Origin of the sequence: Halomonas sp. PA16-9 (genome assembly GCF_009728585.1) — a bacterium.
Classification (GTDB): domain Bacteria; phylum Pseudomonadota; class Gammaproteobacteria; order Pseudomonadales; family Halomonadaceae; genus Vreelandella; species Vreelandella titanicae.
The window spans coordinates 626,719-652,962 of record NZ_CP040451.1 but is presented as its reverse complement, the minus strand read 5'-3'; the positions used below and the strand labels follow the sequence as shown (position 1 = coordinate 652,962).

Genomic DNA, 26,244 nt, shown 5'->3' with positions numbered 1-26,244 from the left:
GAGCTCTCCGCTTTTTCCTTGATGCATCCTCAGCGAATTCGCCGAGCCAGTCCCGCGGGTGTAAGAAATCCTGCAAGCGCGCTTCGGGACTGCCGGACTCTGGCTCAAAGGCGTACTCCCAGCGCGCCATTGGCGGCATTGACATCAAAATTGACTCCGTGCGCCCGCCGCTCTGCAAGCCAAATAGCGTGCCACGATCCCACACCAGGTTGAACTCCACGTAGCGGCCACGGCGGTAAAGCTGGAAGTCGCGCTCCCGCTCGCCCCAGGCGTCATTTTTACGGCGCTCAACGATGGGCAAATAAGCCGCTAAGAAACTGTCGCCCACCGCGCGCTGAACGGCAAAACAATCGGCAAACTCACCTTCGTTCAGGTCATCGAAAAACAGCCCACCGACGCCGCGGGTTTCATCGCGGTGCTTAAGGTAAAAGTACTCGTCGCACCAGGCCTTATAGCGCGCATAAACATCATCGCCAAAGGGGTCGCAGGCGGCTTTTGCCACCCGGTGCCAGTGCACCACGTCTTCCATCACGGGATAAAACGGCGTTAAGTCAAAACCGCCGCCAAACCACCACACCGGCGGCTCGCCGGCTTTCTCGGCAATAAAGAAGCGCACGTTGCCATGGCTGGTAGGCACATGGGGGTTTTCCGGGTGCAGCACCCAGGAAACGCCCACCGCGTGGAAGCTGCGACCAGCAAGTTCAGGGCGCGCGGCGGTGGCCGAAGGCGGCAGCTGGGTGCCATAGACATGGGAGAAGTTGACGCCGCCTTTTTCAAATACGCCGCCATGGGTCATCACCCGTGATCGACCACCACCGCCCTCTGCACGCTCCCAGCTATCTTCTTGGAACTGGGCAGCGCCATCGGCTTTTGCCAATCCAGCGCAGAGCCGATCCTGCAGATCAAGAAGGTAGCGTTTAACGTCATCAAGGTGCTCGTGGGCCACGGTAACTCCTGGGGGCATTGGTGAGTCGTAATGGGTGAGTGGTGAATAGTTGGAGAGCCGGTTTAAGAACGCATGATTTTACCGGTGGCTAGGTCTCTAATGGTGCTGGGTTTGGCATTGCCACCCAGCTCGCCTTGCACTATATAGGCCACTTCATCAGCAAAGATGTCAGTAATCTCGGCGGCGCTCATCGCGGGCGGTTCCCCCGAACGGTTGGCCGAGGTTGATACCAACGGACCACCGAAAGCTTCGCACAGGGCTTTCATCACCGGGTGGTCGGTCACCCGCAGCGCTACGCGCTCGTGGGCGCCACGCACCAGCCCATGGCTGCGGCCATAATCAGGCACTAGCCAGGTATTGGGCCCCGGCCAGCTTGCCGCAAGAGGAGCATGCATCGCGAGGGGAAGCTGGCTCAACCAGGGGTGGAACTGGCCAATATTGGCAGCAACAAGGATGACGCCCTTGGCAGGGTCGCGCTCTTTCATGCGCATTAGATGGGCTAAGGCTGCGTCGTTTTCGGGGTCACAGCTGAACCCCCAAACCGCTTCAGTGGGACAGGCAATCACTCCCCCACTACGCAGCGCGCTAATCGCAGGGGCTAGATCGGTCGCCAAACTCATGCTCTCTCCTCACGGCTAACAGGCCTTTAATGACTTTATCCTATCATGGCCGCGGCAACCGCACCCAGCCTCCCGCCTGCTGTGCAACCCAGCCTTCTAACTCCAGCATCAGTAGGCGCTGCTGGCAGTCGCTGACCGTCACGCCAGTGGCGTGCACCAAGAGATCAATAGGCGTCGGCGTGGCCGATAATGACGCTAATAAGGAATCGGGCAAGCTATCGTCGGACAAACTATCGGGTAGCGGTTCTTGCTCAGATGGCTGTTCTTCCGTCTCAGGCGGGATAAACGCCTCCGCCCAGTGGCCAAGATCAGCGATGATATCGTCGACGCTACAGGCCAGGTGCGCACTGCCTTGACGCAGTAGTGTCAAGCAGCCGCGGGCCTGTACATTGTGTAGCGAACCGGGCAGCACAAACAGTTCGCGATTTTGCTCTAGAGTAAGCCGTGCACTGACCAGCGAACCGCTTTTTTCGGTGGCTTCGACCACTAGGGTACCGAGCGAGAGGCCGGTAACGATTCGGTTGCGCCGCGGGAAAAACGCCGGGCGGGCTAGCGTACCTGGCGGATGTTCTGACACCACCAGGCCACCGGGTAGAGAGCTAAGCTGTTCGTGAAGATCACGGTGAGAGGCGGGATAGATCACATCTACGCCGCAGCCGAGTACAGCGATCGTGCGCCCACCGGCATTTAGCGCTGCGCGCTGGGCAACACCGTCAACTCCCAAGGCCATACCGCTGACCACGCACCAGCCGCGGCGGGCTAGATCGCGAGCGAAGGTTTGGGCGTTATGGGTACCTTCGCCGGTGGGGCGACGAGTGCCTACCATGGCAAGTTTGGGGCCCTCCAGGGCGCTAAGATCCCCCTGGGCCCAGAGCACCACAGGCGGGTCGGGCAATTCATTTAACAGCGCAGGCCAAGCGGGGTGATCTCGATGCAGCACATGGCGACTTGGGCCGCTTCGCTGCCACGCCAGGGTTTCATCAACCACATTTTGCAACGGGCTGCGCGTGGGATGTTCAAGCCACAGGCGCAACTCGCTGGCAGCACGGCTGGGCAGTGCTGCCAGCCAGCCTTCTGGCCACTGCGGCTGACGGGCTAATAATTGCGCGATACGCAGCGCCCCCATACCCGGCAACGCATTGACCACCAGCCACGCCTGGGCGTCCATACTTCCTCCTTTTAAACGTCTTTGTGTGCCGCCTGTTAGTTCGTCGCTGACCCAACCCCATCGCCCACTTCCAGTATCCGGGACGCCTGCATCACCAAGGCATAGCTGACGCGATCATAGGGCTTGAAGACCATCACACTGCCCGCCTCTGTGCTGGGCAGTTGCACCAGCTCCTGGGTACGTGGGTCGTTGATCAGCTCACCCTGCTGATTGACTCGCAGCACATGCCCCGCCTGCAAACCATCCAGGGTGCCAAGATCCAGCGCAACGATCTGAAAACGGCCAATAAAACGCACGCCACCTGGCACGGCAATAACATGACCCTCCACCGCATTGGGCGGCGCGCGGGGCATAAACTCACGGCTCAGCTCGCGCTCCTCCAAGGGCAACACAATATCGTTAACCCGCACTTCCTGATGGGAACTAACGACTTCAAGCTGCGCAATATCGCCTTCACTGCTGACGTGGCGAGCGATGCCAACGTTGATCAGTTCTAAGCCCAGCGGCGTGCCATCCATTGCCAGGTAGGGCTCCGACTGCCGATAGATACCCACCTGACCATGGTGTGGCACAACGCCACGCACGTATAACCTATCTCCCGCACCACTGATCAAGCGGCGATCATCTCCCGCCACTACGTAAGCCAGTTCCTGCAACGCCTCGGTATCATCGACGACGCGGTGTTCGCGCAGAAAGGCTCGTGCTTCCTCCAAGGCGATGGGCTCGATCGCTTCACGATGGGGCAAGGTACGCACCTGAGGCGAGAGTTTAATCACTGTCTGATCACGCTCCCAAGCGGTGGCATCAATACTCACCAGCACCACTGCGCTCAGCAGCAAACCACTCAAAGCCCTCCGGTAGGCGTGTTGTTTTGCCGCCATCCAGTTCTCCCAAGAAAATGCATCACTCTTAGTTCCATGTCGAAGCGCTGCATAAGCGCAGTCATTCTGTTGCTGCTGAGACCCAGTGCGTATCGGGCGCCCATGCCCAGAAACGTTGACAGCATGATATAGTGACCCATCATAAAGTACCTAGGTTAGAAGACGCTCGTCACTACCTAGCTTGACTTAATTTAGACTCAGCATAACGGTGATTGTAACGCCATGGCCAAACTTCCTATTCTTGAATTCCCCGATGAGCGCCTGCGCACCAAGGCCGCTGCGGTGGAAACCGTCGACGATGAGGTACGCCAGCTCGTCGACGATATGCTGGAGACCATGTATGACGCCCGTGGTATCGGTCTAGCCGCGACCCAGATCGATGTCCATCGCCGTATTGTCGTCATGGATGTCAGCGACGATAACTCCCAGCCGCTGGTGCTCATCAACCCGCGCTATACACCCATTGGCGACGAGAAAGAGCCACTTTCGGAAGGCTGCCTGTCGATTCCCGAGCACTACGCCGAAGTGCCGCGCTATCTTAAGGTGCAGCTCAACGCGCTGGATCGTAATGGCGAGGCCTATGAGTTAGAGGCAGAGGGTCTGCTGGCACACTGTATTCAGCACGAGTACGACCACCTTGAGGGTGTGCTGTTTGTTGACTACTTGTCGCCGCTAAAGCGCGACCGTATCCGCAAGAAAATGCAGAAACGCCACAAGCAGATGCAGGACGCCTAACACTTCTCTCATTCACGCCAGGTAGCCCTCTTTATATGTCACGATTGCGCGTTATTTTTGCTGGCACGCCTGAATTCGCCTCTAGCCTTGCCGCGCTGCTGGAAAGCCAGCATGAGGTGGTGGCGGTGTATACCCAACCCGACCGCCCCGCTGGCCGCGGCCGTAAGCTAACGCCCAGCCCGGTCAAACAGCTGGCTCTGGAACACAGCCTGCCTGTCTATCAGCCTCAGACGTTAAAGCAACCCGAGGCTCAAGCCGAGCTGGCCGCGCTCAATGCCGACATTATGGTCGTTGTGGCCTATGGACTGCTGCTTCCTCAGGCCGTGTTGGACATACCGCGTCTCGCTGCGTTAACGTTCACGCTTCGCTGCTGCCCCGCTGGCGCGGCGCTGCCCCCATACAGCGGGCGATCGAGGCGGGTGATAGCGTATCGGGTGTAACTATCATGCAGATGGATGCTGGCCTGGATACCGGGGCGATGCTCACGGAAGTGCGCACGCCCATTACGAACCGCACCACCGGCGGCGATTTGCACGACCGTCTCGCGATTCAAGGCGCCAATGCGTTGATCAACACGCTGGATGCCCTGGCCACCGGCACCGCGCATGCCACGCCTCAGCCCGAGGAAGGCGTCACCTATGCCGCCAAGCTGAGCAAAGCGGAAGCCGAGCTCGACTTTGCCCAGCCCGCCCAGCAGTTAGCCAGCAAAATTCGCGCTTTCAACCCCTGGCCGGTGGCTTGGTGCGCACTGGGCGATGATCGCCTACGTTTGCTGATGGCGAACGTAGAAGAAGGCGAGCAACCACCAAGCGCCCCAGGCACGCTACTTGAGCATGGTGTCGATCATCTGCGCATTGCCTGTGGTATCGATGGCCGCGAGGTACTATGCGTGAGCAGCGCACAGTTGCCCGGCGGTAAAGCCATGGACGTGCGTGACTTACTCAATGCCCGCCACGCGCGCCTTGCTACCGGTACTCGTCTTGGTAAACCAGCGGCTCAGGCCAGCGAAGGAGAAACACCATGAGCCAAAAGCGCTCCCCCCAAGGCGGCAGTGGTCAGGAAGTCCGCGCCGCGGCGGCTCGCGCGCTGGCCCCGGTGCTCAGCGACCAAGGCTCACTGGCGGGGCTGGATGAGCACAGCGTGGTGGCTCGCGACCGCGGGCTGCTCAAAGAGCTCTGCTTTGGCACCTGCCGCCGCTTACCGCGTCTGGAAGCCTTAGCGGGCACATTACTTAAGCAACCGTTTAAAAAGCGCGACAGCGATGTTCAGGCGCTGCTGCTGCTGGGTATTTACCAGTTGTTGTACATGCGCATTCCAGCCCACGCGGCAGTAGGTGAAACCGCGGGCGCTGCGCGCTTGCTGAATAAGGAGTGGGCCACCCGCGTGTTAAATGGCTGTTTGCGGCGATTGCAGCGCGAATCCGAGGCGCTCCAGGCCCAAGTAGACCGGGATGAGAGCGTCGCGTTAGAACATCCACCCTGGCTACTTAACGTCTTGCGTCAGGCATGGCCAGAGCAGTGGCGGGCGATTGTCGAAGCCAACAACCAGTCAGGCCCGATGACGTTGAGAGTGAATCAGCACCACAATGATCGTGAAGCCTACCTGTCGCAGTTGACCGAGCAGGGGTTGAGTGGTCACCTGTGCCCCCACGCCCCAGACGCCATCACGCTGGAAACACCCTGCGATGTCACGGCGCTGCCTGGCTTCGAAGCGGGACATATTAGCGTTCAGGACGAGGCCGCCCAACTCTCGGCAGTACTGCTGGGGCCCGTGCTTGCGCCACGGCCAGGTGCACATGTTCTGGATGCTTGCTGCGCCCCCGGCGGCAAAACGGCCCATTTGCTCGAACTGTTCGACATCAATCTTACCGCTATCGATAGCGATAATCAGCGCCTGGCACGGGTGGAAGATACCCTTAGCCGACTAGGCGTAGAGGCCGTTCTCCAACACGCCGATGCGACCGAGCGCGACTGGTGGAGCGGCACGCCGTTTGATGCCATCCTGCTCGACGCCCCTTGCTCTGGCACCGGTGTTATCCGCCGTCACCCGGATATCAAGAAGCTGCGGCGCAAAGACGATATCCGGCCGCTGGCCAAGCTTCAACGTCAGCTGTTAGACAACCTTTGGCCGATGCTGCGCGAAGGCGGCACCCTGCTCTACGCCACCTGCTCGGTGCTTCCGGAAGAGAACAGTGAGCAGATTGAGGCATTTCTCGCCCGCACCCCTGACGCCCATGTCACCACGCCTAACGATGTTGCCTGGGGCATTTCCAGCGGCGCGGGTCGCCAGCTGTTTCCAGCCCAGAACAGTCACGATGGCTTTTTTTATGCCAGACTAGAGAAGCGCACTGCCTAGGCGTTCACTGATGCCGGGGGCAGTGATTTCATGACAAGGAAGGAGGTACTATGAGTCATCATACTTACAAGCACGTGGAACTGACCGGCTCTTCCGAGAAGGGCATTGAGGAAGCGGTTCAGAATGCACTGGCCAAGGCGTCAGAAACGATTAAGCACATGCGCTGGCTGGAAGTAGTCGATACCCGTGGCCATATTGAAGATGGCCAAGTGGCCCACTGGCAGGTCACGGTTAAAGTCGGCTTTACGCTAGAGTAATCCTCACCTGCTTTTCGACGGCGGCTGGTTTACACTGGCCGCCGTCTTTATTGCAACGCATGATAGACCGTTGCCTGACCTTGTCGGCATGTTCTTAAAAACAAGGCCTTAACGACATCGCGCGCTGGCGCTTTTAATGGAACCGATGCTCAGCAATGAAAATCATCATTCTCGGCGCCGGCCAGGTCGGCGGCACACTGGCTGAACACCTCGCCCGCGAGGAGAACGACATCACCGTCGTTGACACCGACGCCAAAAAACTGCGCGAGCTGCACACCAAAATCGATATCCGCACCGTCACTGGGGCAGGTTCCTACCCGATTGTGTTGCGTCAGGCTGGCTGCGAAGACGCCGATATGTTGATCGCTGTCACCAATAGCGACGAGATCAATATGATCGCCTGCCAGGTCGCCCATACGCTGTTTCGCACCCCGACCAAAATTGCCCGGGTGCGCGCCACCGCGTATTTGACCCGTAAAGGCCTTTTTGCCCATGAAGCGATCCCCATTGATGTACTGATCAGCCCCGAGCAGGTGGTCACCGATCATGTACGTCGCCTGATTGAGCATCCCGGTGCCCTGCAGGTGCTGGAGTTTGCCGGTGGCCTGGTACAGCTGGTGGCGGTGAAGGCGTTCTACGGTGGCCCGCTGGTGGGTCAGGACTTGGCCTTTTTGCGCCGCCATATGCCCAACGTGGATACCCGCGTAGCCGCCATTTACCGTCGTAACCGACCAATTATCCCCCGTGGCGATACGGTCATCGAGGCTGACGACGAGGTGTTCTTCCTTGCCGCCCGCCGGGATATTCGCGCGGTAATGAGCGAGCTACGCCGGGTCGAGCGGGACTTCCGCCGGGTAGTGATCGCCGGGGGTGGCAATATCGGCGAGCGGCTGGCGAACACCTGGAGCATAGCCACCAGGTCAAGATCATCGAGCACAGCCTGGAGCGCTGCACTACCCTCTCTGAGCGGCTGGATCGCACCGTGGTGCTCCATGGCAGTGCCACCAGCAAGCGTCTGCTGGAAGAGGAGAATATCGAAGAGTGCGATATCTTCTGCGCGCTGACCAACGACGACGAAGTCAATATCATGTCGTCGCTGCTCGCCAAGCGTTTGGGGGCGAAGAAGGTGCTGACGCTGATTAACAACGCCGCTTACGTGGATTTGGTGCAGGGGGGCGAGATCGATATCGCTATTTCTCCCCAGCAGGCGACCATCGGCAGCTTGCTCACCCACGTGCGTCGGGGTGATATCGTCAACGTTCACTCGCTGCGCCGGGCGCCGCCGAGGCCATTGAAGCCATCGCCCACGGCGATAAGCAGTCCTCCAAGGTGGTCGGGCGTACCATCCGCGAGATCGACCTGCCCGAGGGCACCACCATCGGTGCGATTGTGCGCGGCAAGGAAGTCATTATCGCCCACGGCGACGTGATGGTTGAGAGCGGTGACCACGTGATTCTATTTGTGATCGACAAGCGCCGCATTCGCGATGTGGAGCGCCTGTTCCAGGTCGGCTTGACGTTCTTTTGATAACCCTCGAACCACGGCCACTGGCTGCTAATAACAGGAGCATGCGACAACCATGAGTCTGCGGGTTATTTTGCGCATTTTGGGGCTGCTGCTGATGCTCTTCAGCCTTACCATGCTCCCCCCAACGCTGATTTCACTCTGGTTTCGTGACGGCGTGTGGAGTGCCTTTATTAGCGGTATTGCGATTTCGGTGGCGACGGGATTACTGCTTTACCTTCCCAATCGACACTCGCAAAAAGAGCTGCGTATCCGCGACGGTTTTATTATCGCCGCAATGTTTTGGACGGTGCTGGCGCTGTTCGGCTCGCTGCCGCTGATGCTATTCGGCGAAGGCTCTCTCGGCGTCACCGATGCGGTATTTGAGTCGTTCTCCGGTTTAACCACTACCGGCGCCACGGTGATTACCGGCATCGATTTTCTACCCGAGTCGATTCTCTACTATCGCCAGCAGCTCCAGTGGCTGGGCGGCATGGGGATCGTCGTTTTGGCCGTCGCCATTTTGCCCACTCTAGGCGTGGGCGGTATGGCGCTGTATCGCACCGAGATTCCTGGGCCGTTGAAAGACTCCAAGCTCACACCACGCATCACCGAAACCGCCAAGGCGCTGTGGTATATCTACGCCACGCTCACCCTGGCCTGCATGATCGCCTATATGTTAGCGGGCATGAGCTGGTTCGATGCCTTGAGCCATAGCTTTTCCACCGTCGCCATTGGTGGCTTCTCCACTCACGACGCCAGCATCGGCTATTTCGATAGCGCTACCATCGAGATGATATGCGTGGGTTTTATGTTGATTTCGGCGTTCAGCTTTAGCCTACACTTTATCGCTTGGCGTGAAAAAAGCCTGATGCACTACTTTCACGACCCCGAAGCGCGCTTTTTGATGCTATTTCTACTCGCGCTGTCCGTGGTCACCGTGCTCTCTCTGTGGTTAACCGACACCTACGACACCGCGCGCGGTCTGAGACATGGGGTTTTCCAAGTCGTGTCGGTGGCCACCACAGCAGGCTTCAGCGTTGCCGACTTTTCCATGTGGCCCGGCGCCCTGCCCTTTTTACTGTTTGTGGCAGCCTTTGTTGGCGGCTGCTCCGGCTCTACCGGTGGCGGCATGAAGGTGATAAGGATCATTCTGATCCTCAAGCAGGGCATGCGTGAAATCATGCGATTGATCCACCCCAATGCGGTGATTGCGGTCAAAGTAGGTAAAGTCAGTGTCCCCGACAGCATTGCTCAAGCGGTATGGGGGTTCTTTTCAGTCTACGTGATGCTGTTCTTTTTAATGCTAGTGGGCGTCATGGCAACCGGGGTTGATCAGGTAACCGCCTGGTCGACGGTGGGGTCTGCGCTCAACAACCTTGGCCCCGCCCTAGGCGAAGCCAGCACCCACTATGGCGACTTACCCAGCTTGGCGAAATGGATACTGGTGATGGCCATGCTGCTCGGTCGCCTGGAAATTTTTACGGTACTGGTGCTGTTTACCCCCGCTTTCTGGCGGCGTTAAGCGCTTCACGCCTGCCCCCCTTATTGATCGATTTGAGAGCTGTTAATGAACCACGAAGATACATCTCACGACGAAACGCCCAACGCAGAAGCGGAGTCGCTGGCTGAAACACCGACTTCGCTGCCAGCCACCAGCGGGCCGTTAAAAACAATCACTGTCGGTGAAACCCGCTACACGCTGCTGGGCACGGCCCATGTGTCGGCGGAAAGTGCCGACGACGTGCATGCGCTATTGGCAAGCGGCGCCTTTGATGCAGTGGCCATTGAGTTATGTGACGCCCGCCACCACAGCATGTCCAACCCGGATGCCATGGGCGAGCAGGATCTGTTCCAAGTCTTTAAACAAGGTAAAGCGGGCATGGTGGCCGCAAGCCTGGCGCTGGGCGCCTTTCAGCAACGGATTGCCGACCAATCCGGCATTCAGCCGGGGGCCGAAATGCGTGCGGCAGTTGAGGAAGCTAACCGACTGAAACTGCCGCTGTTGCTGGTTGACCGCGATGTCGGCGTAACGCTGAAACGCATTTACAGCAATGTGCCCTGGTGGCAGCGCTTCTCGCTGTTTTCAGGCCTGCTTGGCAGCGTGTTATCGCGTCAAGATGTCTCCAAAGAGGACATCGAAAAACTCAAAGAGGGCGATATGCTGGAGGCCACCTTCAGCGAGTTTGCCGCTGAGTCGGAAGCGCTCTATACACCGCTGATTCGCGAGCGCGACCGCTATATGGCACTGCGTTTGGCCGAAGACGCGCCGCCGGGGCGCTACCAGCACGTGTTAGTGGTGCTCGGCGCAGGCCACCTTAAAGGTACCGGCGAACATCTTGAAGCCCCGCTGCCCGCGGAGCCAAAAGTAGAGCGCGAATCGCTGGAAGCCACCCCACCACCGTCCAAGCTTTGGAAAGCGCTGCCGTGGCTGATTACCGCGTTGGTGCTTACCGGCTTTGCGATTGGCTTTTCACGCAACACCGACCTTGGCTGGCAACTGGTGCTTGAGTGGTTCTTGATTAACGGCATTCTCTCTGGCGGTGCGACGATTATCGCCATGGCGCACCCGGTGACCGTGATTGCCACCTTCTTTGCCGCGCCGCTCACCTCGCTGAACCCCACCATCGGCGCTGGCTTTGTGGCCGCTGGGGTTGAGCTCTTTATGCGCAAACCCAAAGTGCGCGATTTTTCATCGCTACGCCACGATGTCACGCAGTTGAAAGGCTGGTGGCAAAACCGCGTATCGCGCACTCTGCTGGTGTTTATTCTCGCCACGCTAGGCTCCGCGGTGGGCACTTGGGTGGCCGGATTCCGAATTGCCGGCGCTCTGTTTGGCGGCTAGGCGCCGCATCGCTGCAGTAGGCGGGTCGATTTTATGATGCAATCGGCTCGCCGCGTAACTATCGTTAAACACCTCAAAGTAGTCATCCAGCACGTCCGCAGCAACCGTATCCCCGCCCTGGCGCAGCAGCTCGATAGCCACTTCCGCAGTACAAAGGTGTGCTTTTGACGCAGGTTTGCGCAGCCGGTAGCGCGTCTCGCGCTCGGTTCGCAATGGCAGCACAGGCAACGCATCCAGATAGGCGCTTTTACGGAACATACGCCGCGCCTGACGCCAGGTGCCATCCAGAATGATAAACACCGGAATGCGCGCCTGCTCTTTCGCCGAGTGAACCGCTTCGATACCCACCACCCGATCCGCGTAATCGGGCTGATCATCCGGAAAGATCACAAAGGGCGCGTAACGCGGGTCTTTTAGCAACTCAGCTAACTGAGCATCCGGCGCCATGCGGTACCAGCTAAATACCTGTGTCGTTGTGATCACATCGCGAATCAAGCGCCCGGTATTGGTCGGCTTAAAGTGCTCCAGCGGGTGAGTCAACAACCACACCTGGGCATGGCTCTCCGCCTTCACCTGATAGGGGCACAGGCAATTCAGTATGGGTAGCTGGCAGTGATCGCAGCGGGTGACAAAACTGCCTCGCGCCTTGAACTCGCGCCGCGGCGGACGCGGATGCTCGGCGACTGAATCATGATTAACTAAACCCTCTACAACAGAGCTATCAAAATCAGACATCCGCGCTCCAGAATGTGGAAAAAGGGCGCCGAGTATAAATGAGCACGCCGTCATTTGACGAATGTTTCCACCACCACCGTAAACCTAAAAAACCTCCAACGTTGACACCCAAAGCGCAACGCCGCTAAAGTCTCGTCAACTATTAAAGTTAAAAAGGTTTACACCATGACCGTGCATCACGAACAGCTTCTTCATGCGCAGCGCCACGACTGGACGCTGGATGAGATCAACGCGCTTTTCGCGCTGCCGTTCAATGACCTGCTGTTTCAAGCCCAGCAGGTTCACCGTGCCCACTTCGATGCTAACGCGGTGCAGGTCTCTACCCTGCTGTCGATCAAGACCGGCGCCTGCCCCGAAGACTGCAAATACTGTCCCCAATCCGGCCACTACAACACTCAGCTGGAAAAAAGAAGCTGCTGGAAATTGAAAAGGTCGTCGAACAAGCCAAGGCAGCGAAAGAGGCAGGTGCCAGCCGTTTTTGCATGGGCGCCGCCTGGCGAAGCCCGCGGGATAAAGATCTACTGCTGGTCGAAGAGATGGTTCGTCAGGTGAAAGCCGTGGGCCTTGAAACCTGCATGACGCTGGGGATGGTCGACGGCGAACAGGCCAGTCGATTGGCCACGGCAGGGCTCGATTACTACAACCACAACCTGGATACCTCGCCGGAGTTCTACGGTGAGATCATTACCACCCGCACCTACAGCGACCGGCTGGAAACGCTCTCCAACGTGCGCGATGCGGGCATGAAGGTCTGCTCTGGCGGGATTCTCGGCATGGGTGAAGATGCCAAAGACCGTAGCGCCCTGTTGCAACAGCTGGCCAAGCTCTCACCGCACCCTGAATCCGTGCCGATCAATATGCTGGTGAAAGTGCCCGGCACGCCGCTGGAAAATGTTGAAGATTTAGACCCCATCGAGTTCATACGCGCCATTGCGGTCGCCCGCATTATGATGCCGCAAAGCCATGTGCGGCTCTCCGCTGGCCGCGAGCAGATGAACGAATCGACCCAGGCGCTGGCGTTCTTGGCAGGCGCCAACTCGATCTTCTACGGCGATAAACTGCTGACCACCGGCAACCCCCAAGTGGATCGTGACCGTGCCCTGTTTGCCAAGCTGGGCCTGCACCCTGAGAAGCGCGAGACCTGCGAAAGCGAAGATACTCAAGCAGCACGCCTTGCCCAACACAGCAGCAGGTGCACGCCGAAAGGGTTGCCGAGCTGGCGGTAGACGCCAGTGTCTGAAGCGTGGCAACAGCGTCTGGCCGACGCCCGCGCTCATCGTCAACAGACGGAGCGCTGGCGAACTCGTCAGGTAGCCAAAAACAATACCCTCGACTTTGCAGGTAACGACTACCTGGGCCTCACCCTAGACCCTCGCGTGTGTGAAGCCCAGGCGGAAGGCGCGCGCCAGTTTGGCGCGGGTGCAGGTGCTTCGCACTTGGTCAGCGGTCATCTAGAGATTCACGACGCTCTGGAAGAAGCGTTAGCACGCTGGACAGGCCGCGAACGTGCGCTGCTGTTTTCTACCGGTTATATGGCCAATCTCGGCGTGCTGCAAGCGCTGGCAGATCGCCATACCGCTATTTTCCAGGATCGCCTCAACCACGCATCGCTAATTGATGGCGCCGCGTTAAGCGGTGCCCGCTCGCGGCGCTTTCATCACCGCGATGCCATTGATCTGGAAAACCTGCTGGCGCGCAGTGAGTGCGCGCACAAGCTCGTGGTCAGCGATGGCGTTTTCAGTATGGATGGCGATATCGCCGACATTGCCACGCTTGTCGAAGTCAGTCAGCAGCACAGCGCCTGGCTGATGATCGATGATGCCCACGGCGTAGGCGTGCTAGGCGACAATGCCAGCGGCTGCGTGGGCAGCACCTGGAATAGTACGGACGTGCCGATTCTTGTCGGCACGTTAGGAAAAGCATTAGGCACCGCCGGGGCGTTTGTTGCTGGTGATACCGAGTTAATCGATCACCTGATCCAGTTTTCACGCAGCTATGTCTATACCACCGCCCAGCCGCCGGCCATCGCCGCCGCAACTTTAAAAGCGTTGGAGATCGTTCAGGGAGAACCGGAACGCCGCGCCCAGCTAAACGCCAATATCGCTTACTTTCGCCATGAGGCGCTGCACCTGGGGCTACCTCTCAGCGATTCGGCCACCCCATTCAGCCGCTGATCCTGGGGGAGGAAGCGCGCACCCTAAGTTGGGCAGTACAGCTCCAGCAAAAGGGGATCCAAGTGGGGGCGATTAGACCGCCAACGGTGCCCAAGGGGGAATCCCGTCTGCGTGTAACTTTAAGCGCGCGCCATCAGCACGACGATATTGATCAACTGTTAGCCGCGCTCCACCACTGCCAGCACCAAGAGGCGTTATGCAGCCCCTGCGCTTAATCCTGCTCTCCGGCTGGGGAATCGGCCAGCGTATTTGGCAGCCGCTTGAGGCGCACTGGCCCGCCTGCCTAGCTGCCCAGGCGGTGGATTGGCCTGGCTATGGCGATACGCCGCCGCTTGAGGCTAACGCGGCGCTGCAAGAGCTGGCCGACACTATGGCCGAGCCGTTAGCCAGCGATGCGGTCTGGGTCGGCTGGTCATTGGGTGGGCTACTTGCTACGGCGCTACTGGCATATCTTCCCCCACCTCGGGGCCTGATTCTGCTCGGTGCGGGGGAGACGTTCTGTGTCAAAGGCGAGGTCAGCGCCAAAGGTGGCGTCACTAGCGCCGAGCTGAGTGCCTTCCAACGCGCCTTTCAGCGCGACCCCACCGCGACCTGGCAACACTTTTTGCGCTGGCAGACACAAGGTGAGCCCGGCCCCCGGCAAGTTCACCGGCAACTGCGTGATTTATTGGGCGATACACCGCCTGCCGACAGCCCCACCTTGGCTACCGGCCTACACTGGCTGGCAACCATTGATAATCGCCCACGCCTAGCGGCGCCCCCTTGCCCAGTGGTACGTCTCATCGGCGACCATGATCCATTCATCAGCCCCGCCCAGCGCCGCGTAAGCAAGCCCCTAAGCGATGTCGGCCACTGCCCGATGCTCTCGCAGCCCCAGGCACTCGCAGCAACGATTGGCCATCATGCCAGACAGATGACTGACGTCAGTACGGCGGTTTTATGAACGATCTAACGCTGAAGGCTGAGGTTAACTGGCAGGCACGGGTCGCCCACGCCTTTTCCCGGGCTGCTCCCCGCTATGATGTGCTCGCCACTGCCCAGCGCCACATAGGCGAGAAGCTTTGGGGTTCGTTACCTCCACACGCTTTTAACGTGTTGGATATGGGGTGTGGTACCGGCTACTGGACACAGCGGTTGGCTGAACGTTACCCGAATGCTCGTATAACGGGGTTAGATTTAGCCCCCGGCATGCTGGAACAGGCCCGCCAGCACCACGGTGAAAGCATTCATTGGCAATCGGGAGACGCCGCGGCACTGCCGTTTGGTAAGCATGCATTTGATCTGGTGTTTTCCAACCTGGCGGTGCAGTGGTGCCCCGACATTGGCGCGGTGATGGAGCAGCTTTACCGGGTCCTCACGCCCGGGGGATTGGCGCATATTACGACGCTGCTGCCAGGAACGTTAAAAGAAGTTGGCCATGCCTGGCAGAGACCCGAAGCGCTGCTGCAAACGCCTGATCGCGCCAGCGTCGAGAGAGCCATCGGCGAAAGCGGCTTAACCATCACCCGGCAGACGGCCACCGTTGAGCGCTTCTATTACCCTGACTTGAAGGCGGTAATGGCGTCCATCAAAGGTGTCGGCGCCCAGATTGCCCGGCCACAAGCCAGCCTTAGTCGAAATGACATCGCCGCCGCACAAGCGCGCTTTGAACAACTCCGCCAACCGGAAGGCCTACCCGTGAGTTACCACTGCTTAACGCTGCAATTGGAAAAATCGCTATGAACGTCTGGTTTGTGACTGGCACCGATACCGATGCGGGTAAAACATTGGTGACCAGCGGATTGCTATATACCGCCCGCCAACAGCAGTTGAGCACGCTGGGCTTGAAACCTATCGCCTCCGGCAGCCAAGCGACGCCTGAAGGCCTGCAAAATAGTGATGCTCTCGCCCTTCAGCATCAAAGCGTGCCGCCGGTCGACTACGCCACGGTGAATCCCATCGCCTTTGCCCCCGCCATTGCGCCTCACCTCGCTGCGTTAGAGGCGGGTCAGCCGCTTGAGATTAGCACCATCGTTAGCTTGCTGCGCGAAACGCTTAGCCAAACACCCAGAGACATCACTCTGATTGAAGGCGCCGGCGGCTGGCGCGTACCGTTAAACGAACAGGAAGATTTTGCCGACCTGGCGATGGCGCTTGAGCTACCGGTGATTCTGGTGGTTGGCCTAAAGCTGGGCTGCTTGAATCATGCCCGCTTAACCGCAGAAGCCATTCGCGCCGACGGCTTGGTATTAGCCGGCTGGGCAGGCAGCGTGGTAGACCCCGCTTTTGCGGCTGACACAGCCCGCTTTGAGGCCAATATTGCCCATCTAAACGCCAAGCTGGCGGCTCCCTGTTTAGGCATTATTCCCCATCTAGATGCCCCCAACGCCGCGAATGCCGCCCCCTGTCTTTCCCTGGAGCCGTTATGAAAACGCCAGTTTGGCACCCTTATGCTCACCTAAAAACCCAGACACCCGCACCTAAGGTGGTTGGCGGTGAGGGCGCTCACTTTATGCTTGAGAGCGGTGAACGCCTGCTGGATGCCACCTGCTCCTGGTGGTGCATGATTCACGGCTATGGCCACCCCCGTTTGGTGGCGGCCATTCGCGAACAGGCAGGCGAGCTGTGCCACGTGATGCTTGGCGGCTTGACGCATGAGCCCGCCGATCAATTAGCTCGTGAACTGGTGCGCATTACCCCCGCCGGGCTGAACCACGTTTTCTATTCAGACAGTGGTTCGGTGGGCATGGAAGTGGCGATGAAAATGGCCCTTCAATACCAGGTACTCACCGGCCACCCCGGCAAGCGAAAGATGCTCTCGTTGATGAAGGCCTACCACGGTGACACCACCGGCTGCATGGCAGTGTGCGACCCTGAAGAAGGCATGCATAGCCTGTTCGCCAGTCTGCTCCCCCAGCACCATTTCGCCCCGGCGCCCACGGCCCCTTTTGATGCCACCGCTGAACAGGTCGAGCACGACCTTAGCGCCCTGCGCAGCGTACTTGAGCGCCACCATGAAGAGATCGCCGCGCTGTTGATGGAACCACTTTTACAAGCAGCTGGCGGGCTCAATATGACCTCGCCGGACTATGTTACTGGCGCCAGGGAACTGTGCGATGAGTTTGGGGTGCTGCTAATTTTTGACGAAGTCGCCACCGGCTTTGGCCGCGCCGGTAAGCTGTTTGCCGCTGACCACGCAGGCGTCACGCCGGATATTATGGTGCTCTCCAAAGGCTTGACCGGCGGCTATTTGGGTCACGCCGCAACGCTCGCCACGGATCGTGTCCACGACGCCTTTATCGGCGATACACCCCAGCACGCCTTTATGCACGGGCCTACCTTTATGGGCAACCCGTTGGCCTGCAGGGTGGCGCTGGAAAGCCTGCGCGTCTTCGAGGAAGAGAATTACCTGAACAAGATTGCCAAGCTCAGCCAGCAGCTGCAGCGTGAGCTACTCGAAGACCAGGCGCTGAACGCGCACCCGGCCGTGGCTGACGTTCGAGTCCTTGGCGCCACCGCCGTTATCGAAGCGCACTCCGCCGAGGCGCTAAAGGGGGTAGGCGATTTCGCCCGGGAGCGCGGCGTTTGGCTGCGCCCCATTGGCCGCTGGCTGTATACCATGCCCGCCTACATTACTTCTGAAGCGGAAATTAGCCAGATTACCGATGTAATGAAGGCGTGGTTCTTAAGGCCTCAATAAAGCCACAATGATTACTAAACACGAGATCGGGATCAGCCTGTAGCGGGGGTCTTTTGTCATGACCGGAAAATGTTCCCAACAATTCCGGCATTTCCGCCATCCATGGCGGTCAGATGACAAAAGTAGCGCCCATGGACGGGTTTACAGCGCCCCCGCAGAAGGCTGTGCCGATCCAGTCTCGAATTTTCAAGACAACAGTAGATTACCCTGCTGCTTCCAGCGGTTTACCAACGCTGGAACGCCTTCTCCAGCGGTGGTGTTAATTGCCAATACGCCTGGCGGGCTGAGCATATCCGCCTCCGGGTCGACCAGTGCGCAGGGCGTGTCGTAGTCAATGTACGAGAGCAGCGAAGCGGCGGGCATAACTGCCAGCGATGTGCCGACGACCAGTAGAAAGTCAGCCTGACTGACAAGTTCACAGGCCTCCGCAAACAGCGGCACCGACTCGCCAAACCAGACCACGTCGGGTCGCAGTTGGCTGCCCTTGTCGCACACATTGCCTAGTTCGATGCCGCCTTTCGGCAGCGGGTAGCGCATGCGCTCATCGATTGACGAACGTGCTTTTAAAATCTCGCCGTGTAGATGTAATACATGGCGGGAGCCTGCACGCTCATGAAGGTCATCAATATTCTGAGTAATAATGCTGACGTTAAACCCCTCTTGCTCCAGGGCAGCTAGCGCCTTGTGCGCCGCGTTGGGCTTGGCACGACGGATCTGATCACGTCGTTGATTGTAAAAATCCAGCACTTGCTGCGGGTCACGTTGCCACGCCTCGGGAGTGGCAACATCCTCGACAGGATGGTTTTCCCATAGGCCGTCGCTGGCACGGAAGGTCTTGATACCACTCTCAGCACTAATCCCCGAGCCGGTAAACACCACCAAATGCGGGCTTGCTGCCATGATGACCTCGTTGTTTATGTTTCACTGTTTCTTAAGTAAGACACTAATATACTAGCTGGCCAATACTGCCCGCAAAACGCTGCTTATTGCGGTAAGGAATAAACGTCGATGACACGGCCATCGATGCCTGCTGCAGTTCCAGCCAGTAATCCGGGTCAAATAGCTCGGGGTGCTGCGCCATGAACATGTCGCGTAGGATCTTATTAGCGAACATAAAAGGCCCAAACTCCTCAGGAAAAATATCGTTAGGGCCGATAGATAACGTATCACCCCCTGGAAGTCATTGCCCTGGGATTTGGGTATATGCCGAAAACGGCACTCGGTGAGGTAGCAAACTTCATCGTAGTCGTAGAAGATCACCCTTCCATGGCGTGTCACGCCAAAATTTTTCAGCAGCATATCGCCAGGAAAGATGTTCGCCGCGGCCATTTGCTTAATGGCATTGCCGTAATCCTTAAGCACCGTCTCCTTCTCTTGGTCGCTGCACTGTTCCAGGTAGATGTTCAGCGGCGTCATCATCCGCTCGGTATAGCAGTGTTTGATAATCACCTTATCGTCTTTCAACACAACGGTTGAGGGAGCCACTTCCAGTAAGTGCTCCAGGCACTCCGGCGCAAAATGATCCTGGCGGACAATAAAATTGGAGAATTCTTGAGTATCGGCCATGCGCCCTACCCGGTCATGGCGCTTTACTAGCCGATACTTTTCGCGCACTACGGCGTGAGTTACGTCTTTGGCCGGGTCGAATTTATCTTTTATGATCTTAAAGACGGTGCGAAAGCTGGGCAGTACAAACACCGCCATCACCATGCCGCGCACGCCTGGGGCGATAATAAACTGATCCTCGCGCTTAGCGACCTGACGATTCAGTGCCCGGAAAAACTCGGTTTTACCATGTTTGAAGAAGCCGATGGCAGCGTAGAGTTCGCCTTCCGGTTTGTGCGGCATCAGCTGCTGAAGGTAATCGACAAACTCCCTGGGCACCGCTACTTCAACCTGGAAGTAGGCGCGGGTGAAGGAGAAAATAATCGACACCTCATCGGTTTCGATCAGTACCGTATCCAGGTGTAGGCTGGGATCGCCCCCCTGCTGCTCTCCAAAACCCTCGCCGTGGAGTACCGGCAGCACCAGCGGCACCTGCTCGCCGCTGCCCAGGATTCGCCCACCAAATAGGCGCCTTTATTGCGATAAAAGACGCTATTCAGTAGCTCGATTTCAGCATCACTGGCATTCAAAATCGCCGAGGGTAAGTGCTGCTGTAAGAAGGTGGCGCCGAGATGAGTATCCTGATCTATTTCCGCAAAGCGATTTTCGAAGGGGGCATCGATAAGTGCCCATTTGAGGGCAGCCTGCCAGTCGCCATTAACCTGTTTGCGACGGCATAGGTCAATTCCCGAGCGGTGGGCGGCATCTTCCCGGGAGCTATACACAAACATCCAGTCGTTGCGGATATGGCGATGATGGAAAATAGCGCAGAACAGTGAGTTAAAGAAGGTTTCAGCGAGCTCATAATCGAGTCGGTGGCTGATCAACTCAGCGTAGTGGTTGCGCGCCTCGCGCCAGCACTCGCAGTGAGACACCACCTCGGGATCAAAGGTACGCTTTAAGCGCCCCAGAGTGTCATCAATCTTTTCCTTATAGAGATTGATACGCTCGGCGGATGCCTGCTGCGTTTCGCGCCACGCCGCGTCACGGAAACGACGGCTGGCATCGGCGGTAATCTCCTTAAAACGTGCACGGTACTCATCAAAGCCATGCAAAATCGTCGTCGCTAAGCGGTACGCAGGCGAGTGCTTCACGGGCTGGGCTCCTGTTGATTTGCGCTAGCGTTGCCTAACGGCAAACTACATGCGAGACGACCTTGGTTGGGTAGCCCCAGTTTAGCGCACTGCCGCAATACGTTTGAGCCGTAAGCAAAAAGGCCCCGCGGTGCGGTCAGCGATTAAAAAGCCAAGTTGGTGAATCTCGCTTGGCGTTACTGCCGGGCGTCACTCAATAGCGTTCCCCGCCTCACCGCTTCAAAAGCATCCCATGAGAAGTACAGCGTCTCCCAGGCATCTTGAGAAGGCGTAAATTTCACTCGGTACGCTGAGGCATTGCCAAGGGAGGTGCTTTTCAAGCGCAGTTGATAGGTACGTCCGTCGCCCCGCACGGTCAGCTCTATGCCCTGGGCATCCGCTAGCGTTGGCTCGAACCCATTGGGCTCGCGGCGAACGGAGGCAAAGCCACCACCGTTTTCAAGCGACACCTCGCCCTGAAAGCGGCCTACGCCATCGGTAACGCAAAAACCACTCTTTGAAACGCCACCCATCACGCCATCATCAACGGAGTACCAGCGCTGCTGCTCGCTGGGACTATCAAATGTCAACGCCATGACGACTCCTTATCATTAGCCAAAAAAGCCTCTTTGCCGCAGGGCAAAGAGGCTTGTTCAGCCTAGGCGATTAGTTTTGTGAATTACAGCTTCGCTGTCGTGACCACAGGATCTGAATCAATATCATCCAGATCTTCAGGTGACGCGACCACCAACGCAAACTCCTCCTCGGCGGTTTTCGCTACGAGGTGATTCTTGCTGTAGAGGAAGAAGTAGGCTGCGCCAACAATGAACAGCACGATGGTGTAGTTAAAGGCGCGTGGGTCGAAGGCGTATACCCCGGTGAGCGCAACCAGAGACAGCACCAGTGCAATCCCTGAGGTGACGACACCGCCAGGCGTTTTATACGGGCGCGGCAGGTCGGGTTGTTTTACCCGCAGTAGAATATGGCTGAGTGCCATCAGTGCATAAGAGATCGTCGCACCGACCACGGCCATTCCCAGCATCAGGTCGCCTTCGCCGCTCAACGACACCAGAAAGCCAAACACGCCGGGCACGATCAGGGCAAGATAAGGCACTTTACGGCCACTGGTCAGCGACAGTGCCTTGGGGAGGTACCCTGCCCGTGAGAGCGCAAACACCAACCGGCTGTAGCCGTAGATGATCGAGAAGAAGGAGGCAATCAGCCCCGCCAGGCCCAGCACGTTCACCACGGTTGCCAGGGTCGGATTACCTGCTGCGTTCAACGCATCCACCAGCGGCACGCCGCTTTGACCGATCATCTCGGCGCCCGCCGCACCGGCCAGCAGCACCACGACCAACAGCGCCGTGAACAGCAGGAACAACATCGCGCCGATAATGCCTTTGGGCATGTCCCGGGCAGGATCCTTAGCCTCTTCGGCAGCAAGCGGTACGCCTTCCACCGCCAGGAACAGCCACATACCAAAGGGTAGTGCCGCCCAGACGCCGTACCAGCCAAAGGGCATGAAGGTACTCGCACCCGCCGCATCGGTAGGGGCAATATCAAACAGGTTGGCGGCATCAAAATCACCGATCAGTGCGACGGCAGTGGCCAGGATGGCAAACACTGCCAAGCCACTGATGACCATCATGACTTTTAGCGCTTCCCCCACACCCGCCAGGTGAATGCCTATGAACAGCGCGTAGAAAATGAGGTAGACCAGCGGGCCATTGATACCCAGCAACGACTCTACGGCGGCGCCAATGAAGATCACAATGGCCGCTGGCGCCAGGGCATACTCGATCAATACGGCCAGCCCGGTCAGATAGCCGCCAGCAGGCCCCATTGCCTGGCGGGCAAAGCTGTAGCCGCCCCCAGCCGCGGGTATCGCCGCCGACATTTCGGCAAGTGACAGCACCAGCGCCAGATACATTAACGCCATCAGACACGCGGCTATCGCAAAGCCACCCCAGCCAGCTTCAGCAATACCAAAGTTCCACCCGGCGAAATCACCGGAAATTACGTAGGAAACCCCGAGGCCCGCCAGCAGCATCCAGCCAGCGGTGCCTTTGCGCAGTTGGCGTTTTGCCAGGTACGCTTGATCTATCGTTGGTTGTGTCATCGTTTTGCCCTTTCAGTGTGGAACGAAATCGTCGTCAGCGGCGTGCTGTGGTTTACCAACGTTGTTCCGTTTTGTTGTGTGATCGTTGTTATAGGTTGTCGCTTTTTGGGTGACGTTAATCCGCCACCAGGAAGTTACGCGTCGAGCCTGATGCTGAGTCACCTTCCAGCACATCGTCTTCACTGCGGTCTTTCAACTTAACGCCCGACAATTTGCGCTGACGGGCCTCTTTTAACAGCAGAAAGAAGCGTCTGGCGGCCTCTTCCACCTGCAAACCTGCCGGACGCACATTGGAAATGCAGTTGCGTCGATCGTCCTTGAGCCCCGGCTCGGGCGCCCAGGTCATATACAACCCCAAGCTATCCGGCGAACTCAGCCCCGGTCGTTCGCCGATCATGACGAGCACGGCGTCGGCATTGAGCAGTGCGCCAATTTCGTCGCCAATCGCCACCCGCCCCTGCTCGACAAGCGTCAGTGGTGCTAGCTGCCAATCAGCAGCATCGCTGCTCAGCATCTGATAAAGCGCGCCAAGAAACGGAGCACTGTTCTGCTGTACAGCCAACGCAGAAAGCCCATCGACCACGACGATTGCAAGGTCATAGCGCTGCTGGGACGCGGCAGCTTTCTGCAGGTGCTCACGGGTCTCGTCGTTAAGGCGACGGCCATAGTCGGGCCGCTGCAGGTACATGGCACGATCCTGAGCATGGCTGTGCAGGCGCAGCGGTGCCTCAGACAAATCCAAAGCTTGGGTCAGCTCGGTGGATAGCGCTTCCACATCCAGCGGACAATGAACCGCATCCTGTGCTTGGGCGTGAGCCAACTGAAACGCCAGCAATTTGCTGGTCGGCAGGCTGACCCCAGCGCGCCCCAGTCCAATTCGCGCATCGGTAAAGGCATTCAGCCGCTCCCAGGGGTTCTCCACCACGATGGGTGATGATGGATCATGTGCCATGGCGAGGCTCCTTGGGCAGGTGGCGCAGGCTGTTGGCAAAGGCGGCGGGCAGCTGGTCATTGAGCCGGTGGGTGCTAACATCCTGGAAAATCTGCATCTCTTCGAGCCAGCGCTCAAACTCCGGCGCGGCCTTCAGCCCCAGTACCCGCCGTGCATAGAGCGCGTCGTGAAACGAAGTCGTCTGGTAGTTGAGCATGATGTCGTCAGAGCCTGGGATACCCATAATGAAGTTGCAGCCCGCCACGCCGAGCAGCGTGAGCAGGTTATCCATATCATTCTGGTCGGCTTCGGCGTGATTGGTGTAGCAGACATCGCAGCCCATGGGTACGCCCAATAGCTTGCCGCAGAAGTGGTCTTCAAGGCCTGCACGGGTGATCTCCTTGCCATCGAACAGGTACTCTGGGCCAATAAAACCCACCACGGTATTCACCAGCAAGGGCTTGAACTTGCGTGCAACGGCGTAGGCGCGGGCTTCACAGGTTTGCTGGTCGAGCCGTGGTGAGCGTCGGCAGAAAGCGAGCTGCCCTGGCCGGTTTCGAAATACATCACGTTGCGCCCCACCGTACCGCGATTGAGCGACTGCGCCGCCGCTTCGGCTTCGGCCAGGGTGCTCAAGTCGAAGCCAAAGCTGCGGTTGGTGGCCTCAGTGCCGCCGATCGACTGGAAGACCAGATCGACCGGGGCACCCTGCTCTATGGCTTCCAGCGTATTCGTTACGTGGGTAAGCACGCAGGACTGGGTGGGGATTTGATACTTCTGGATCACTTCATCCATCAAGCGCATCAGCTTGACGCTCTGGGCAACGTTATCCGTCGCTGGGTTGATGCCAATCACCGCGTCGCCACTGCCGTAGAGCAGGCCGTCCAGAATGCTGGCCGCAATGCCGGTCACATCATCGGTGGGGTGATTGGGCTGAAGCCGAGTGGAAAGCCGCCCCGGCAGGCCAATTGTGTTGCGAAAAGCGGTGGTGACCCGGCACTTCTTGGCCACCAGAATCAAATCCTGATTGCGCATCAGCTTGCTGACGGCAGCGGCCATTTCGGGGGTAATCCCCGTTTTACTTCTGCTAACACCTCACTGGTAGCGTGGTCGGAGAGCAACCAGTTACGAAAATCGCCGACGGTGAGGTGACGGATGGGGGCGAAAGCGTCGGAGTCATGGTCATCGATAATCAGCCGAGTGATTTCATCCTCTTCGTATGGAATCAGGGCTTCATTCAAAAAAGTGGTAAGCGGGAGCTCGGCGAGTACCATCTGGGCGACCACCCTCTCTTCGGCACTCTCCGCCATTACTCCGGCCAAACGGTCGCCTGAACGGGGCGGCGTGGCTTTAGCCATCAGCTCTGCCAGGCATGCAAAGCGATAGCTGCGACTCCCCACCGTCGTGTGATAGGTCTGCGCCATGGGGCTATCCTTTTTTATTACGATGGCTGTTGTTGATCGCGTTGACATCGCGCTGAAGTACAAAACTTGCTTGTTTCCACCATAGCGTTATCAATAGAGAGGGAGTATCAAGTTTTGGCAAACTCACTAACTTTCGCTTTACTCAAGTAAATACAAAAAGTTAAGGCGTTACATAAATTATGATTAGCCAACTTATCACTGCGAGGAGCGCTTCATGACCACGCTCGACAGCTCATTTGCACCAACAAGGTGCATTCAAGAGGCCTTTGATGCCGATGAGCACGCGCAGAACCTGACGCGATGGCAACAGGAGTACGATCAGCTCAGCCCAGGGAGTTTCTACGGGCGGCTGGATGAGGTGGCACTGGAAACCATGCAGGTCTTCAAGGAGCATACCGGGCAAGCGCTACGTCAGGACTGCCGGGTATGGCCTGAGTCGCTGTGGATCGGTATTCCCACTACCCATCAAGGCTCGCGCATCAATGGACAAGCGCTCAGTGCGGGCGAGGTAATGTGCCGCCCGGGTGGACGTGATTTTGAACTGGTGACGCCGGAAGGATTCGACATCTATGGGCTGGTGATCCAGTTGCCCGCCTTGACGGCGGCAGCCAAGCGGCAGGGGGTCAGCCTGGATACACACTGGCACGCCATGCCCCGTCGCCAAGCGGCGGTGACACCCTGCGCGCCGTGTCGTTCCTCATTGAACGTCTACTCACCAGTCAGACGCTGTCCATCGCCAGCCATATCCATCAAGACATTCTGCTGATGGCGCTACTGGAGTTATTGCAGGTCAAGCAGCCCAGTGCTGAGCTGCCACCCAGCTATGCCCATCGCAAGGAAGTGGTTGATCGCGTCAAGCGCTACGTGGATGAGCATCTGGAAGGCCCCGTGACGATGGAGGAGCTTTGTCAGCTTACCCACGTTAGCCGCCGCACACTGCAGTACAGCTTCACCACCATCCTGGGTATCAGCCCGCTGCAGTTCTTACGCCTGACCCGGCTGAACCGCGTGCGCCGGGCGCTGCGGGCAGCATCTCCGCAACAATCGGTCACGGAAATAGCCACCTACTGGGGTTTTTGGCACTTGGGACAGTTCGCCCACGACTACAAGCAGCAGTTCGGAGAGAGCCCATCGCAAACGCTCAGTGCGAAAACGTTATAAGCGAGTCAGTGATAGCGGCAATACAAGCCAGCC

At 58.2% G+C, this 26,244-nt stretch carries 17 protein-coding genes and 8 pseudogenes; 14 read left to right on the top strand and 11 right to left on the bottom strand.

Annotated features, from left to right (window positions below):
* Nucleotides 1-37: 37 nt before the first annotated feature.
* The 4 genes and pseudogenes from hemF to FDY98_RS03040 all read right to left on the bottom strand — a co-directional run.
* Nucleotides 38-946: pseudogene (gene hemF / locus FDY98_RS03055) on the bottom strand (oxygen-dependent coproporphyrinogen oxidase); the annotation flags it as partial.
* A gap of 62 nt (nt 947-1,008) precedes the next feature.
* Nucleotides 1,009-1,566 carry an L-threonylcarbamoyladenylate synthase gene (locus tag FDY98_RS03050; RefSeq protein WP_027957433.1) on the bottom strand — a complete coding sequence of 186 codons (558 nt, stop codon included), beginning with the start codon at nt 1,564-1,566 and terminating at the stop codon, nt 1,009-1,011.
* 43 nt (nt 1,567-1,609) lie between these two features.
* Nucleotides 1,610-2,734, bottom strand: a complete 1,125-nt coding sequence (gene dprA, locus FDY98_RS03045; protein ID WP_009288392.1) for a DNA-processing protein DprA — start codon at nt 2,732-2,734, stop codon at nt 1,610-1,612.
* Nucleotides 2,735-2,769: 35 nt separating this feature from the next.
* Nucleotides 2,770-3,615: a hypothetical protein gene (locus tag FDY98_RS03040; RefSeq protein ID WP_027957434.1), complete on the bottom strand. Its 846-nt coding sequence runs from the start codon at nt 3,613-3,615 to the stop codon at nt 2,770-2,772.
* Between the two features lie 222 nt (nt 3,616-3,837).
* Between FDY98_RS03040 and def the strand changes: the two genes are divergently transcribed.
* The 7 genes and pseudogenes from def to FDY98_RS03005 all read left to right on the top strand — a co-directional run bounded on the left by def (nt 3,838) and on the right by FDY98_RS03005 (nt 11,310).
* A complete protein-coding gene (gene def, locus FDY98_RS03035; protein WP_009288390.1) occupies nt 3,838-4,350 on the top strand; it encodes a peptide deformylase in 513 nt (170 codons plus the stop codon).
* Nucleotides 4,351-4,385: 35 nt separating this feature from the next.
* A pseudogene (gene fmt / locus FDY98_RS03030) lies at nt 4,386-5,374 on the top strand (methionyl-tRNA formyltransferase).
* On the top strand, nt 5,371-6,705 hold the full coding sequence (gene rsmB / locus FDY98_RS03025; RefSeq protein ID WP_027957436.1) for a 16S rRNA (cytosine(967)-C(5))-methyltransferase RsmB: 1,335 nt from the start codon (nt 5,371-5,373) through the stop codon (nt 6,703-6,705). Before fmt ends, rsmB begins: the two are co-directional and overlap by 4 nt.
* A 50-nt stretch (nt 6,706-6,755) precedes the next feature.
* The gene (locus FDY98_RS03020; RefSeq protein ID WP_008959783.1) at nt 6,756-6,962 is read left to right on the top strand and encodes a dodecin; all 207 of its coding nucleotides are present in this window, start codon (nt 6,756-6,758) and stop codon (nt 6,960-6,962) included.
* Nucleotides 6,963-7,117: 155 nt separating this feature from the next.
* Nucleotides 7,118-8,489 (top strand): annotated as a pseudogene (gene trkA / locus FDY98_RS03015) (Trk system potassium transporter TrkA).
* Between the two features lie 52 nt (nt 8,490-8,541).
* Nucleotides 8,542-9,990 (top strand): TrkH family potassium uptake protein, encoded by a 1,449-nt coding sequence (locus tag FDY98_RS03010; protein ID WP_027957829.1) that lies wholly within the window; start codon nt 8,542-8,544, stop codon nt 9,988-9,990.
* Nucleotides 9,991-10,035: 45 nt separating this feature from the next.
* Nucleotides 10,036-11,310, top strand: a complete 1,275-nt coding sequence (locus FDY98_RS03005; RefSeq protein ID WP_027957828.1) for a TraB/GumN family protein — start codon at nt 10,036-10,038, stop codon at nt 11,308-11,310.
* Here FDY98_RS03005 and FDY98_RS03000 read toward each other — a convergent pair.
* Nucleotides 11,245-12,045, bottom strand: coding sequence for a tRNA-uridine aminocarboxypropyltransferase (locus tag FDY98_RS03000; RefSeq protein ID WP_051430468.1), 801 nt, complete (start codon nt 12,043-12,045; stop codon nt 11,245-11,247). The genes FDY98_RS03005 and FDY98_RS03000 overlap by 66 nt on opposite strands.
* Before the next feature lie 165 nt (nt 12,046-12,210).
* On the opposite strand from FDY98_RS03000, the pseudogene bioB reads away from it, so the two are divergent.
* From bioB to bioA, 6 genes and pseudogenes are all read left to right on the top strand, one after another.
* Nucleotides 12,211-13,285, top strand: a pseudogene (gene bioB, locus FDY98_RS02995) (biotin synthase BioB).
* Nucleotides 13,278-14,434 (top strand): annotated as a pseudogene (bioF, locus tag FDY98_RS02990) (8-amino-7-oxononanoate synthase). The pseudogenes bioB and bioF overlap by 8 nt, the downstream one beginning before the upstream one ends.
* Nucleotides 14,416-15,162, top strand: a complete 747-nt coding sequence (locus FDY98_RS02985) for an alpha/beta fold hydrolase (RefSeq protein WP_027957825.1) — start codon at nt 14,416-14,418, stop codon at nt 15,160-15,162. Before bioF ends, FDY98_RS02985 begins: the two are co-directional and overlap by 19 nt.
* Nucleotides 15,159-15,941: a malonyl-ACP O-methyltransferase BioC gene (gene bioC / locus FDY98_RS02980; protein ID WP_027957824.1), complete on the top strand. Its 783-nt coding sequence runs from the start codon at nt 15,159-15,161 to the stop codon at nt 15,939-15,941. Before FDY98_RS02985 ends, bioC begins: the two co-directional genes overlap by 4 nt.
* Nucleotides 15,938-16,627 (top strand): dethiobiotin synthase, encoded by a 690-nt coding sequence (gene bioD, locus FDY98_RS02975; RefSeq protein ID WP_027957823.1) that lies wholly within the window; start codon nt 15,938-15,940, stop codon nt 16,625-16,627. Before bioC ends, bioD begins: the two co-directional genes overlap by 4 nt.
* Nucleotides 16,624-17,898 carry an adenosylmethionine--8-amino-7-oxononanoate transaminase gene (gene bioA / locus FDY98_RS02970; protein WP_027957822.1) on the top strand — a complete coding sequence of 425 codons (1,275 nt, stop codon included), beginning with the start codon at nt 16,624-16,626 and terminating at the stop codon, nt 17,896-17,898. The genes bioD and bioA overlap by 4 nt, the downstream gene beginning before the upstream one ends.
* A 186-nt stretch (nt 17,899-18,084) precedes the next feature.
* Here bioA and FDY98_RS02965 read toward each other — a convergent pair whose 3' ends face one another.
* The 6 genes and pseudogenes from FDY98_RS02965 to FDY98_RS02940 all read right to left on the bottom strand — a co-directional run bounded on the left by FDY98_RS02965 (nt 18,085) and on the right by FDY98_RS02940 (nt 25,050).
* Nucleotides 18,085-18,798, bottom strand: coding sequence for an SIR2 family NAD-dependent protein deacylase (locus FDY98_RS02965; protein ID WP_027957821.1), 714 nt, complete (start codon nt 18,796-18,798; stop codon nt 18,085-18,087).
* Nucleotides 18,799-18,841: 43 nt separating this feature from the next.
* Nucleotides 18,842-20,597: pseudogene (gene aceK / locus FDY98_RS02960) on the bottom strand (bifunctional isocitrate dehydrogenase kinase/phosphatase).
* Nucleotides 20,598-20,773: 176 nt separating this feature from the next.
* Nucleotides 20,774-21,172: a CIA30 family protein gene (locus tag FDY98_RS02955; protein ID WP_340146676.1), complete on the bottom strand. Its 399-nt coding sequence runs from the start codon at nt 21,170-21,172 to the stop codon at nt 20,774-20,776.
* Nucleotides 21,173-21,255: 83 nt separating this feature from the next.
* On the bottom strand, nt 21,256-22,695 hold the full coding sequence (gene eat / locus FDY98_RS02950) for an ethanolamine permease (RefSeq protein WP_027957819.1): 1,440 nt from the start codon (nt 22,693-22,695) through the stop codon (nt 21,256-21,258).
* Between the two features lie 115 nt (nt 22,696-22,810).
* A complete protein-coding gene (eutC, locus tag FDY98_RS02945; RefSeq protein ID WP_022520109.1) occupies nt 22,811-23,647 on the bottom strand; it encodes an ethanolamine ammonia-lyase subunit EutC in 837 nt (278 codons plus the stop codon).
* Nucleotides 23,637-25,050, bottom strand: a pseudogene (locus FDY98_RS02940) (ethanolamine ammonia-lyase subunit EutB). The gene eutC and the pseudogene FDY98_RS02940 overlap by 11 nt, the downstream one beginning before the upstream one ends.
* 214 nt (nt 25,051-25,264) lie before the next feature.
* Here FDY98_RS02940 and FDY98_RS29255 point away from each other — a divergent pair.
* A pseudogene (locus tag FDY98_RS29255) lies at nt 25,265-26,211 on the top strand (helix-turn-helix domain-containing protein).
* The last annotated feature ends 33 nt before the right edge of the window (nt 26,212-26,244 follow it).